Consider the following 13133-nt stretch of genomic DNA (forward strand, 5'->3'; position numbering starts at 1 on the left):
AAGACCGGTCACGTAGAACTTCTCTACGTGACCTTTTCCCCTTCCTTCCGCCAAAATCGGGCTCATAGAACTCCTCTACGTGACCTTCTCCCCTTTCCTGCGGCCAAGACCGGTCACGTAGAACTCCTCTACTCTACGTGACCTTCTCCCCTTCCTTCACTCCCATCTGGGATTTCATTTTTCCGAATTGACTTCCATCAACCCTAGTGGAAGGTTTCCCCTTAACCTGTTTCAATGTCGCTACGATCAGAAAGCTGACGATAACCAATAACAGCCATGAACTTACCTTCCCAAGATGAACGAGACTCCATGCTTCGGTTTGGTTTGGGTATTCCCAGGCACCAAAGAATGTGGCGATATTTTCCGCTATCCAGATAAAAAATCCGATCAGCACAAAAGACAGTGCGATTGGCATGGTGTAACGTGTTCCGCCATCCTCGTATTCCACCCATGATTTCCAAAAAACGATCATCACAAGCGCCGATAGCCACCAGCGAATGTCTATCCAATAATGGTGAGTGAAAAAATTTAAATAAATGGCAGCTGCCAAAGGGACAACGATCATAAACGGCGGCCACTTCACTAGGTTCACTTTAAGCCTGCGCCAAGCCTGGCAAAGGTAACTGGCTACACTCGCATACATAAAACCGCTATATAAAGGCACTCCTAAAATTTTGAAATACCCCTCTTCGGGATAAGACCAGGAACCCATATGCACTTTGAAAAGTTCAAGGGCCAGGCCAATAAGGTGAAACAAAGTAATCACCTTCAGTTCATCCCTGGTTTCAAGCCCGGAACGCACCATCCCCCACTGCATCAGCAGGCAGATGAGAAGCAGCCAGTCATACCGCGGAAGGAATGGCAGTGAAATAATTTGGGTTATAGCCAGTGAGGCAAAAATGACGACCGGAAACAAACACGCCAAGGCCTGTTCCCAGCCAAAACGAACAAGTTGTCTTAGAGCTCTCATAGTTCTGAGCCTCCTTTTTTACTTTGAGCGACGAAATTTAATTGCGTCTCTTTCACTACTTATTTCTAAAAAAATCTCCAAGGGGTCAATGGGATTTCGCATAATGTACATATAAAGAAGATATTCGTATACCTTTTGCACCCTTTTCATCAAGGAAAATCATGATCGCCGTTCCATCCCGTTTGCACGTTCGGTAAACTGATTTCCTTTTAGTAGACATGACTCACAAGCCATCGCTTCCATCTTAGACAGTAAAATTGTTCTCCGTTTTCATTTCAATTGCTTGATTTAAAAGCTTTTGAAGGACAGCTGCAAAGGCTGCGATGACTATGGAAGCAAATGTGCAAATAAGTGCAAGCATGAAAATACCTGCAAGATCACCGCCAACAAATATAGCTGCAAACATGAATCCCGCCCCAATGCCAATAGAGAGTGCAAGTGCACAGTACTTTATAGACTTCAACGCCTTCACAGATCTTTTCGAGAATGCCTTGTTTTTATCTATGAAAGTTAAAAGGATAAATGTTTGATAAAGCGCAGCCAGCAACGGAATAGTCAATACATAAGTACATACTAAAAAGGGATACTGCAAATAGGCAGTTTCAGGATGCGCTTCTGCATCCCTGATGGCGGCCCCGGGCACCCATAAAATACAAAAAACAAGTACCGTAATCCCAATCATAAAAGCGACAAGCTTTAAGAAAAGGGTTGAACCTTGTATATGTTTCATCAAACAGCACCTCATTTGATCTTAGTCAATTTGATTTTAATTTATTATTTATTGAATTTCAATAAAATATTATTGATTTTTACTAATTAATTATTGATAAATTAAATCCCCTTATGCACGCAAAAAAAGCATTTCTCATTCTCAGAGAAATGCTTTGCAGGTTTATATTATTTAATTTATGTTCAAACCTGAAAATTGCCTCGATGCCCCAGCTGCCAAGTAAATCAAGGAAACAATACCAGCCCCTGGACAAGGTTGGCGAGCCAGCATCCTGTTTGGCGCAATCATAAGCGGGCCAAGGGTGCCTGTGCAACTTCAACTAACATGATAAACAAAAATAGCGGATGCACTTTTTTCACTTTCTCCCCTTCTTTCCGCTATCCAACTTCCCTCAATCACTTAAAGTGAGGATTGTTTCTTAAGCCTGTGCGACGGATATAGGCTTCCACATTCACTTCTACTTCCAAATCGGCAAAATGGACACTGTCCCATTCCTTTTGCAGCTTCTTCCATTCCTTCGGGTATGAACGATGGATCGATTGCCCAAACCCAAAGATATCGGCTTTATTTTTTTGGGCCTCGTTAATAGCCATCGTGATCTCTTTTTTAATCTCTTTATCTAATTTTTTTTCCAGGGAAAGAAGTACATTTGGGTCAGTTAAGTCTATAGGTACCTTTGTTTCTCCGATGTCCCCTTCAGCGGCTACATTTATGGTGATTTTAGGCTTGCCTTTCTGGACGGTCCCGCTAACCTTGGTTTTTTGGCGAATTACCTGGTAAATGATCGATTCTTTCTGCCCCTTATAATCGATGCCTATAGCCGTTTGTTTGATTTTATCAAGTACCCAAACAGTCCCTCTGGCTTTTTCCCCTTCCAGCCAGCCCAACAGTTTTCCATTCTTGATGGTGGCCAGCCCGGTTGCCCCCAAGGATGTCACTGGCTCGGTCGCCTGTGTGCCCTCTAGCTTTTTTCCTTCTTCAGCATCTCCATACAGGTTGAACCCTGTAATAACGGGTTCTTTACCAGGGGAAGCCAAGTCTTTTATCGTATCCTGAACACTTGTAGACATAAACTCACCCCATTGCTGCTCAGAGAATTTTAAGGTTTTAATAACCTTGTTGGCCGGGATTTTATCGATCGGAGTCAACACTTTAACGAGTTCTGAAGCTTTTACGCCTCTTGCGATCACGACGTCTGCTGTAATCCGAAATTCCGCATCCCGTTCAATTGCATCTAAAATAGTGCTGATATCCTGATTCTTTGCAAGGTCTTCACTGATCACTAGTAAATTGGTATGGGCATAATATAAACTTCTCGATATTTTTCTGGACGCACTTCTGCTTAATTCGGTTACGCTGTCTCCTGTTGATGTATAAATCGTAACAGGGGGACCCTCCGTACCCCCTCCTCCTTGCATGCCTCCTGCCACATTCCCTGGATTGATGATTTGAAGAGTGCCGATAAGCCGTCCGTCCTCGGCTAAATCAATTCCCAGCACGGAAATGATGGCAAGATCCGTCAGTTCCTTTTGGCTCCAGCAACCCGTTAATATCAGCGAAAAGGTAAAAGTGATGAAAACTAATAATAGGCGCTTCATCCTAGTCCCCCTTTTTTGCTTTCTTATTCACCATGTCACGGTTTTTAGGAGGTTCTGGTTTTTGTTTTTCACCCACTCTTAAATCATGTCCCTGTGTTGTAAGTTCAGGCCTCTTTTTCTGGGCCCACAAAGGTAAACGTACAACAGTATCGCCGAGGTTGGCAGGGATAACAGGTGCAAGTGGTGTCAAATATGGAATCCCAAACGACCTTAAGCTGCATAAATGAACGACTAATATTAGGATTCCAAGAATAATGCCGTAAAACCCGAATGTGGCAGCCGCTATCATGAAAATAAAACGAATTAATCTGGCAGAGATCGCAATGGGAAAAGAAGGAGTCGCAAAATTCGCTATCGCTGTGATGGCAACAACAATAACCATCGCAGGCGAGACGATCCCTGCCTGCACAGCTGCCTGGCCGATAACTAGTGCGCCAACGATTGAAATCGCTGAACCCACTGCCCTTGGCATCCTTACACCTGCTTCCCGCAAAATTTCAAAAGCAATCTCCATAATCAGTGCTTCGAAATAGGCAGGGAATGGGACCGTTTCCCTCTGTGCGGCAATCGCAATCAGCAGCTGGGTAGGAATCATCTCTTGATGGAAAGTGGTACCTGCAATATAAGTAGCCGGTGCTATAATCGAGATAAAAAAGATCAGGATCCTTAAAAACCGAAGCGCTGTTCCAATATCGGCACGGCCATAATAATCTTCCACCGACTGAAAAAACTGGATGAAAATAGCCGGTGCAATGAGGACAAATGGGGTACCATTCACAAAGATGGCAATCCTGCCTTCCAGGATATTCCCCGCTACGATGTCAGGCCTTTCGGTATGGTACAAGGTAGGAAATGTGGTTAGGGCCTGGTCTTCAATAAGCTGCTCAATATAACCAGATTCAAGGATGCTGTCTATCTTAATGCTCTTTAAACGCTTTCGAACTTCCCCAACAATTTCCTCTTTTGCAATCCCTTTTATGTACATGATCGAGACATCGGTTTTAGTCACCGTTCCGATTTTCATGGTCTCCACCCATAAATCCGGGTTTTGAATTCGTCTTCGGACTAAAGCGGTATTCGTTCTAATTGACTCCGTAAAGCCATCCCTTGGACCGCGGACCGTTACCTGGCTTCCCGGCTCTTCAACGGAACGCTGCTCTCCCCCCCCTCGTGTACTGGCAACCAATCCTGTCGATGATCCATCAACAAGAATAATGGTATCTCCCGCCATCAAAGCGAGAAAAAGATCATTCCAGTCTGTAATTTTCTTAACACCAGCAATGGCTAACACCTTTTCTGAGAGGAATTCAATGGTATCGCTTTGGGTGGCTTTTTCTAGTACTGCTTGGTTATTTAACATGGATTCCAGCAAGAAATCGTTGATGTTCTTGCTGTCTGCAATACCCTCAACAAATATGACCGCTGCTTTGTGTTCGGGTAGTGTTTGCAAAATAAACTCACTGATGATAACATCCGTACTTTTTCCAGTTTTTTGTTTTATAAGTTCCAGATTGTGCGATAAAGAATCACCGATGGGACGAGCTACATTTGCTCCTTCATCGGGTTTTTCAATTTGTTTTTTGGATTTAATTTTTATAGGTTTCTTTTTCTTAAAAAATGGAGGCATTGCGGACAAAACCTTTCCTGTCTTTTTTACAATTTTCCCCATAACCTTCTTGATTATGAATAAATTTCTCCAGTTGTTCCTTTTCGGTTTTTGTTATCCGTAAAATTGAATTAAAAAAGCTGCCGATATTTAGGGCAGCTTCTTAGAAAAAAAATAATTTTTTTGATGTCCACCAGTTCAGTTTCTTCTAGTAAAGTTGAACTTCCGGGCAAATACCACCGAAGAGGAACAAAAAATAAAAACTATACTCGAGGTGAAGTGTTTTAACATTGGGTTCAACTCATCGTTTTGAAAAATTTGCAGGATAAGGAATAGTAAAATGGAGGCAGCAACTTCTTGTCAGAGGGAATATAAGTTCTAAGTTCTCAACTTTGTAGTCGATATCTTTTTCCTGCCAATTTTCATGTTCAACCTGTTAGAACCAAATACAAAAAGGATGGCAGCGAGGGCCATCCTTTGGCATAACTAAAGTTCGTTATAATAATGTTAACAGTTTAAAAAGTGATTGCCACCCTGTGCTCGCCAGGATGGCTTGGGAGAAAGTTTCTTCAATCACTCATCATGGAAGCAAAAAGCCACCTGGTTTGGGGAAGTGAGGCGGCTTTTTGCTAAGGGATTGTTGTTTTCTCAACGTCCATGATAGAATAACCAAAATTTGGACATTTATGCATGAACTGATAATAAATAAAGTCCTTTTCTAATTAAACAATCATAATCATTCGCTTTAGGAGTCCCCTGTATCTGGGCCTTTTTTAATTCCTTATGGCAATCCCTCTCATACAAACTGTTGAACTTCAGTTTGTATAGGTTTATACCATACCAATGTTAGATTGTTTTAACTTTCGACTTCAAGTATTGCCTCAATTTCTTCCTGGATCTCGCGGTTCACCATTGAAGCACGTTTTTTTCTCAATTCCAGATCGACTTCTTTGTCAATAAAGTTATTGGTATGATGATCAAAACACTCGAAACAAATAGAATAAAAGTCCTTTTCTTCCTTTAAGAAATCAAATTCCCATGTTTCAAGTTCTAAATAACTGACTACATTCTTTGTTTCTTTTTGGCATAGTTCGCACGTATTCATTAAAAAAACCCTTTCCTGCATTGTCTTTATTTTTTTGCCAGCTGGCGGTCTCTGATTCTTTTTAAACGCCCATGATAGTTTAATATATTGATTTGGGATTGTTTCGCCTCGTCGCTGGTAGGCTGCAGGTTCGCAATATCCCAATACGTTACAACGACATCCAATACCTGGTCGAAGTATTGAAGCGGTCCATAATTGGCATCAATTGCAATGGTTTTCATTCTTTCATTAAAGTCTGGCATAACGGCCCCTGGCATTGAGAAATTGATAATGACGTCCTCAAAAAAGACAATGAAATTCGGATCAAGTTCAAGATGCGCTTTCACCGTATCGCGATAGAAAGCATAATGAAGTGCTTCGTCCTTCGCTAGACGACGGAGCAATGTGGCCAAATCCTTGTCGTGCGGGCCTGCGATTTTAGCAACGTTATTATAAAATACCAGCGTAGCCAGTTCCTGCAATGAAGTATAGGCCATAGTTGCCAAAGGATTCGTGAAGTCAGGGAACCAGCCGTTTTCAACCACTCGTCTTCTTAATTCATGCAATCTGGTTGGATTAACGTTCCGTGTCACCAATAAATACGTTTCAAGCAAGCTGGAGTGCTGGTCTTCCTCAGCCGTCCAGGTGTGTACGAAATCATTGATGACTTCCATTGAATTTTTAAACGTATAATCCAGATGCGAAGTATACCAAGGTAAATTCACTTCTGTGAGCAGTGCCGTCTCAATTGCAACAATGACACCTTCCGGAAGAGTCACTTGACTCTCATCCCAGGGAACTCGTTTAAAAGACATGGCCTTGTCCCACGGAATAAATTCGTGATAGCTCCAGTCAATATTGGCAGAACGTTCCTTATGTAATCGATATAATTCTTTAATGCGCGGCTCAAGGCGCGTATCCAGGTCTGAACTTAACATGTCTCTTCTCCTTAAGATGTTTTTTGCTGTAAAACTTTAAAGCAATAGAATTTTCTTAACAATTATAATTTAAAAGGTAAAAGAAATACAGGAAAAAACATTGAAAGTGACCCGCAGCGAGGACCAAACACCTGAAGCTTGTATGAAAATATGTGCGTTATATTTTAAGACTAAGGATGTCCTGTATCTTGTACCAGCCTTCCCTGCAGTCCATACAGGAATTGAATATCAGAGACCTTACATAGTCCAGTTCAATAGAAAAAGCTGCCTGGTTCGGCTGATTGGGAAAGAAATGCTAAAAACAATGTACATAACAACCTAATTAGCATATATTTCAACAGTAAATTGGTCATATAAATATCAAATAAAAACGCTCTGAAATCTGAGCGTTTTTTTGATGCAATATTTTATTGACTTAATTGCATTAGGGCATTTTTAGTTAAAAAAGGTCTATTATTTTTATCTTTTTTATTGTTAATTGCAATCTATTATAAAACTAAAATAATCACCTAATAGATAGGAAAATACATATTACAGAACAAGCATAGAAGAGTATAGCCGTTTTAAAATTCCTCCTAAATTTAATAGCGTAAGCACAAAAGAAGATAGCCGCAGCTAATTTGGAACAACTTCGTAAATAAGAATGATTTGAAAAAAATGAACTGCTTAAAATAATGGAAGCAAGAAAAGTTATAGAAATAAGTATTTTGAACCACAAAGGTTCATTCAGGAACATTTTAATCATAAATTTTATCCGTTGCATGAAGGTATATCTCCCTTCGATTTTATTAAGTACGACACAAGTAAAAGTGAGATACCAATAACCAGTAGTCCGTAATCCATCTTTACGTCTCAATAATTATTTTTTACCCTTTATACGACATAGAAAAGAAAAAGTTTCCTTTCCTCCTCTAACCTCACTGTTAATTTAGGACTTCAGTTCACAATCATAAAGTTTATTTAGCATAAATTTCATTTTTCTTTTAAAAAAGTAATTCCTTGATATTAAGCGAACTACCTTAGATAATGTATATTTTTCAAATCAAATACTTTATGTGGTAACCCTAATCGTTGTGCAGGTGTTTTCTTTGTTCCGATGGATTTATAGACGAAATAAAAATTGTAATAGGTGCAAAGTAGGGTTTATGTCATTTAGCATACTTCGGATTTGAATTGTAACAGATATCCAATTTTTTTATCTCCACGAGCAGTTGTAAAAGGTCTTTCTAAAATGGATAGCCTTCTAGTATAGCCAATTAACAAAAGTTTTAGCACAGGTTTTAACAACACCGCATAAATTTATGCGGTGTTTCCAATTAGACTGCGAATTGGCGTGCTAATTAGTATGTTAAATCCATCAAAACATAGTAAAACAACAAAAAAGGAGACACCAATTCATATGGGAATTGTTTCTCCAATAAGGCTAATTTTTACTGTTTTCTCCCCAATAACCAAACCCGTTATGGTTCGGCAGCTGTATCTTTTGTAATAAATAATCATTAGAGGAATTAATCCTAAAACGAAGACTGCAAATCCCAAAACTGATCACCGAGGTGATTGATCAGTGCCAGCGCTCTTTTTTCAATATCCTTTGGAAGAGTCTCTTTGCTAAAATATTGAAGATTAATACTCTCTCCATCATTTATTTCCAGCGTTCCTTTTACACCGTTTGCTCTATACAGATGAATAACGCTGTAGGTTTCATCCCCATTCGGGTAACGGAAATAATAAAGTGGACCTGAGAAAACATCTATTAACTCAAAACGGCTAGAAATTAAACCTGTCTCCTCTATTAACTCACGAGAAGCCGTTTCCTCAAGTGTCTCGCCAAGCTCCATTGAGCCGCCTGGCAATCCCCAATCCAACGTATCCGATCGATGTTGAAAAAGAACCTCCTTTCTCTCGTTAACCACAAGTATAGTGGCCCCCACACTCAGGATTGGCTGATTGCCAATCATCTTCCGCAAATCAGAAATATACCCCATTTCTCCTACCCTCTCTGTATATTAATTCCAGTTGAATCATTAGCCATGTCAGGTTTCGAATAATTCCAGTTCTATACAATGCATAACCATCAAAACCATTATAAATCACCATAATATTCAACTACATACAAGAAACCTATTTTCCTTACAAGATTGTTTCTTAATTCTCCTTGAGTTGCTCTTTCAACCGGAGGCTTTGTTAAGGTATAGGCCTTCGCGTTTATTCTCGCGAAAAGCCTCCTTATCAACTTGATTATGATACTCGTCATCGATGATCCCTGTCGTCACCGCAGCAATTGGGTGACCAGTAAAAAAGACATAAGTCCTAAGAGCCAGTTTAGGCGTTGAATGCAGACCAAGCAATACGGCAATCAAGATTGCAACAGCCACTCCGCCTCTTTTGATTCTCATTTAATTTCCCCTTAATGATATACTTTTTAAATGCTGCTCATTAGCAGGAAGTTCTAATCAAGATACTAACTTCGGGCCATAAAAGAGATTTGAATAGATATTGTCATCCCTATAAGTCCTTTTTCAAGTAGTAATGCTTAAAATGTCTGCCAACATGATCAAGAGTTCCATACACTTGGTAACCATTTTTCTCGTAAAACTCTAAAGCTTGAAAACTTAAAGTATCCAACTTTATGAAGTCACACTTTTTATCGATTGCGATTTTCTCGGCTTCTGCTAGTAATTTAGTGCCATATCCAGATTTCCTAATGTCTTCATCTACCATCAAAGTATGGATTTCAAGCCAATTCCAAACAATTTCTCCTAATAAACCACCACGGACCTTGCCATCCTCCTCTCTGAGGAACAAACTGATCTCCTCGAATCTCCCTTTCAAATCCTCTGGAAAATGGCTTGAATTATAGTTATTCAGCTGATGATGAATATAATCTATGTCTTCCTTTTTCATGTCCTTGGTAATGTGGAATTCCATATCCTGTTCATCTCCCATTTTGATCTCCAGGGTTGAGCTTTAAAAGTCAGGTTAACCCATGAAATAATGATCCATATAAGTTCTCTCTTAATGTCGGACGATGAATTTCTGACCGACTATTATTGGCCACCTTTGATAAAAACCTTATCGATTTCATCCCTGTCATATTCTAAAATCCAGTCACTAAACCTTTCATACACACCCTTTAATGAGTCTGGCGAAGCACCCAGTACATCACAGCCTCGGTCGTCATAGACGTGAAAGATGGTGTTGCGGCTGAGGTTCATGAAATACACGGTGTGAGAGAGACTGGGTTTTATCCCCATATCCTGATTACAGATTGCTTTTAACATCGAAGTGTACTTAAGATCAGACGGCCGGCATCTTAGAGTAAACCGAAAGATTTTTGATGAATCCTCTTCACTCTCTTCCGAATAAACATCAGGAAGAGTTTCATGCCTTAACTGGTACAGCAGGGATTTTTCTTTTATAAATCGTCTTAGAAACTTCCTGTTCCTGTAGCCATGGCCATCATCATAGATATCTATGACGATAAAAATGGAATCATTGGGAGAATGCAGCTCTTCAAATAAAGTAATGGCTCTCTTATATACGCCCTGTAAGTAAGGACTATTCACATAGGCCAGGTCAGGCGTGTAATTTATGCCCAATTCAAAGCGGATGCCAATTTCCCAGCGATAAAACAAGCCTGGGCTTAAGAGCAGACTTGGGAACATTCTCCCCAAATAATCATTTGCCAGCATCGTTTCACCTCATTTTGCTTTTACCATTTTACCATTTTTTTCAATCCATCTGACTAAAAAAAGATCCTTTTATAAGAAGGAATCGTACCAGAATATAGACAAACTCGAAGAAAAGTGGGCTTGTGTCTACAGTCATTTTTGTAGGAGTACACTGGGGCTGCTGATTTCCGGTACAGGCGCTTCGCTTTCCGCGGGGCTGAAACTGAGCCTCCTCGTCGCAGGCTCCTGTGGGTTCTCAGCTGTCCAGCTGATCCCGCAGGAGTCTGCGCGCCTTCCACTCCAATCAACAGGGCTTCTAAACTGAATGTGGAACTGTATCGGAATCTATTTTAAAATAAACACCTATTACGCTTGAGGGAATAAGGATGTTTTCGAAAAACAATCCTATCCTTTGAAACCAACGGATTCTAAAAATCTACATTTCCTCAGGAGCTTCCAAACCTAATAACCGCAATCCTTCTTTCAGGACCACTTTAACGGAATAAACCAGTGACAGCCTTTCCTGTTTTTGGCCGTCGTCCTCCAGGATCCGTACGGAAGCATAATACTTGTTAAATGCCCTTGCAAGTTCAATTACATATTTGGCAATTTGGGAAGGGTCATTCTCTTCAAAGGCACGTTTGATCGCCTGAGGAAAAATGGTCAGATTCATGATAATGGGCCATGCTTCAGCATTCGATATACTAACCTCAGCTTGATTTTCCTGATACTCCCCTTTCCTTAAAAGCGAAGAGGCCCGGGCATGGGTGTATTGAACGTAAGGTCCTGTTTCCCCCTCAAACTTTAACATGTCTTCAAGAGAGAACTCGATGTCGTTTTGGCGGAAGTTTTTGAGGTCATGAAACATAATCGCCCCAGTTCCAACCTGACGGGCAACTTCCTCTTTTGAAGGAAGATCCGGATTTTTCTGCTTGATATCTTCCAGTGCCAGGGATATGGCATCCTGCAAAACTTCCTCCAGCAACACAACCTTTCCCTTGCGTGTCGACATTTTCTTGCCGTCTTTCAGCATCATTCCAAAAGGAACATGGGCCATTCCTTTCACCCATTGATAACCCATCTTCTCCAATACAGCAAACAATTGTTTAAAATGAAGAGATTGTTCATTTCCCACGATATATAGGGATTGAGCAAATTGATAAGTATCCTGGCGGTAAAGAGCCGCGGCCAGGTCGCGTGTTGCATAAAGGGTGGTGCCGTCGCTTTTCTTGATTAGGCATGGAGGAAGACCTTCCAATGGAACGACTTGAGCCCCTTCAGATTCCTGCAGGAGGTTCATGTTTTCAAGTAAGTGGACCACTTGATCCATCTTGTCATTGTAGAAGGCTGAAAGGAATCAAACTCAATTCCCATTAATTTATAGATTCTTGAAAACTCCTTCAGTGATTCTTCCCGGAACCACTCCCAAAGCTTCATGGCCTCATCATCATTTTCCTCCAGCTTTTTGAACCATCCCCGCCCCTCATCATTTAAGCTTGGGTCTTTCTCGGCTTCATCATGAAACTTCACATACAATTTAAGCAGCTCTTTAATTGGCTGCTGTTTGACGGTTTCTTCCTTCCCCCATTTTTTGTAGGCCACGATTAACTTTCCAAATTGGGTTCCCCAGTCACCTAAATGGTTAATCCGGACGGAAGGGTATCCGTATTTTTCTGCTATTAATGCCAGGGCGTTTCCAATAACGGTCGAGCGTAGGTGTCCCATGGAAAATGGCTTGGCGATATTGGGAGAAGAGAAGTCCACAGTAATCACCTGATTTTTTCCCAGATCTAAATCTCCATAATGCTCTTTCAGGGTCAGGACCTCTTTTAGGACGAGAAATGAAACTTTGTGTTTGTTTAGAAACACATTCACATAGCCACTGACAGCTTCGACTTTTTCAAACAGCGGGGATTTTATCTCGGCTGCTATATCAGCAGCAATGCTGTGGGGAGATTTACGAAGCAGTTTAGCCAGTTCAAAGCAGGGAAAGGCCAGATCTCCCATCTCCTCAAAGCGAGGTTTTTCAATCATAAGAGTTAATTTGTCCTGATCGAGTTTCCCATCTAAAACTTCGTACAGAATGCTGGCAAAATCTTTTTTAAAGTCCATTGTTCACGCCTCCTAAAATATAAAAAACTCCCGTCTCTTTTAATAAAAAAAGAGACGGGAGTCTGATAAACGGTCCCGTGGTACCACTCTAATTGTTTTTAAACAACTTAAAAACCACTCAAATTTGTAACGGGGAGCTCCCCCGTCCTTCCCTACTGCCGTTCAGGAAAGCATCTCAAAAGTGAGGTTCATTACCTGCTTCATGCCAAGCTTCCACCATCCTTGACTCGCTTCGTTTCCACAAATAATTACTCTCTTTATCACCGATTTTAAAATATATTGAATATTATTATATCCAATTAAAAATAATTCGCAACCACCATTTTTAGGATTATTTCTTATGTATCTATTGAACTAGGTCACAACCATACTAGTCCAGCTCAAGTTAAAACAATCATATCCAATCTTTCACATAGGCAACCAA

Annotated in this window: 10 protein-coding genes, 1 pseudogene and 1 other annotated feature; all 11 genes and pseudogenes read right to left on the minus strand. The window is 40.6% G+C overall.

Features of this window, described 5'->3' with window-relative positions; translation table 11 throughout:
- Positions 1–133: 133 nt before the first annotated feature.
- The 11 genes and pseudogenes from EV146_RS08580 to argS all read right to left on the minus strand — a co-directional run bounded on the left by EV146_RS08580 (position 134) and on the right by argS (position 12709).
- Positions 134–970, minus strand: a complete 837-nt coding sequence (locus EV146_RS08580) for a DUF817 domain-containing protein (RefSeq protein WP_132004660.1) — start codon at positions 968–970, stop codon at positions 134–136.
- A gap of 244 nt (positions 971–1214) precedes the next feature.
- On the minus strand, positions 1215–1700 hold the full coding sequence (locus EV146_RS08585) for a DUF2975 domain-containing protein (RefSeq protein WP_132004663.1): 486 nt from the start codon (positions 1698–1700) through the stop codon (positions 1215–1217).
- A gap of 395 nt (positions 1701–2095) precedes the next feature.
- Positions 2096–3298, minus strand: coding sequence for a Ger(x)C family spore germination protein (locus EV146_RS08590; RefSeq protein ID WP_132004666.1), 1203 nt, complete (start codon positions 3296–3298; stop codon positions 2096–2098).
- A 1-nt stretch (position 3299) separates the two neighbouring features.
- The gene (locus tag EV146_RS08595; protein ID WP_132004904.1) at positions 3300–4925 is read right to left on the minus strand and encodes a spore germination protein; all 1626 of its coding nucleotides are present in this window, start codon (positions 4923–4925) and stop codon (positions 3300–3302) included.
- An 835-nt stretch (positions 4926–5760) separates the two neighbouring features.
- Positions 5761–6009 (minus strand): hypothetical protein, encoded by a 249-nt coding sequence (locus EV146_RS08600; protein WP_132004669.1) that lies wholly within the window; start codon positions 6007–6009, stop codon positions 5761–5763.
- 26 nt (positions 6010–6035) lie between these two features.
- On the minus strand, positions 6036–6926 hold the full coding sequence (locus tag EV146_RS08605) for an acyl-ACP desaturase (protein ID WP_121612704.1): 891 nt from the start codon (positions 6924–6926) through the stop codon (positions 6036–6038).
- 1514 nt (positions 6927–8440) lie between these two features.
- A complete protein-coding gene (locus tag EV146_RS08610) occupies positions 8441–8911 on the minus strand; it encodes an NUDIX hydrolase (RefSeq protein ID WP_132004672.1) in 471 nt (156 codons plus the stop codon).
- Positions 8912–9094: 183 nt separating this feature from the next.
- Positions 9095–9322: a hypothetical protein gene (locus EV146_RS08615; protein ID WP_132004675.1), complete on the minus strand. Its 228-nt coding sequence runs from the start codon at positions 9320–9322 to the stop codon at positions 9095–9097.
- A gap of 109 nt (positions 9323–9431) precedes the next feature.
- Entirely contained in the window at positions 9432–9854 is a 423-nt protein-coding gene (locus tag EV146_RS08620) for a GNAT family N-acetyltransferase (RefSeq protein WP_132004907.1), read from the minus strand.
- A gap of 119 nt (positions 9855–9973) precedes the next feature.
- Positions 9974–10618 carry a DUF3885 domain-containing protein gene (locus tag EV146_RS08625; protein WP_132004677.1) on the minus strand — a complete coding sequence of 215 codons (645 nt, stop codon included), beginning with the start codon at positions 10616–10618 and terminating at the stop codon, positions 9974–9976.
- Between the two features lie 415 nt (positions 10619–11033).
- Positions 11034–12709: pseudogene (gene argS / locus EV146_RS08635) on the minus strand (arginine--tRNA ligase).
- Positions 12710–12756: 47 nt separating this feature from the next.
- Positions 12757–12982, minus strand: a binding site (T-box leader).
- Between the last annotated feature and the right edge of the window lie 151 nt (positions 12983–13133).

The sequence above is a fragment of the Mesobacillus foraminis genome, from assembly GCF_004340465.1.
Taxonomy (GTDB): Bacteria; Bacillota; Bacilli; order Bacillales; family Cytobacillaceae; genus Mesobacillus_B; species Mesobacillus_B foraminis.

Excerpts from the sequence above, each read along its gene's own strand:
- EV146_RS08580 (WP_132004660.1), bottom strand. The coding sequence starts at position 970 with ATGAGAGCTCTAAGACAACTTGTTCGTTTTGGCTGGGAACAGGCCTTG.
- EV146_RS08585 (WP_132004663.1), bottom strand. The coding sequence starts at position 1,700 with ATGAAACATATACAAGGTTCAACCCTTTTCTTAAAGCTTGTCGCTTTT.
- EV146_RS08590 (WP_132004666.1), bottom strand. The coding sequence starts at position 3,298 with ATGAAGCGCCTATTATTAGTTTTCATCACTTTTACCTTTTCGCTGATA.
- EV146_RS08595 (WP_132004904.1), bottom strand. The coding sequence starts at position 4,925 with ATGCCTCCATTTTTTAAGAAAAAGAAACCTATAAAAATTAAATCCAAA.
- EV146_RS08600 (WP_132004669.1), bottom strand. The coding sequence starts at position 6,009 with ATGAATACGTGCGAACTATGCCAAAAAGAAACAAAGAATGTAGTCAGT.
- EV146_RS08605 (WP_121612704.1), bottom strand. The coding sequence starts at position 6,926 with ATGTTAAGTTCAGACCTGGATACGCGCCTTGAGCCGCGCATTAAAGAA.
- EV146_RS08610 (WP_132004672.1), bottom strand. The coding sequence starts at position 8,911 with ATGGGGTATATTTCTGATTTGCGGAAGATGATTGGCAATCAGCCAATC.
- EV146_RS08615 (WP_132004675.1), bottom strand. The coding sequence starts at position 9,322 with ATGAGAATCAAAAGAGGCGGAGTGGCTGTTGCAATCTTGATTGCCGTA.
- EV146_RS08620 (WP_132004907.1), bottom strand. The coding sequence starts at position 9,854 with ATGGAATTCCACATTACCAAGGACATGAAAAAGGAAGACATAGATTAT.
- EV146_RS08625 (WP_132004677.1), bottom strand. The coding sequence starts at position 10,618 with ATGCTGGCAAATGATTATTTGGGGAGAATGTTCCCAAGTCTGCTCTTA.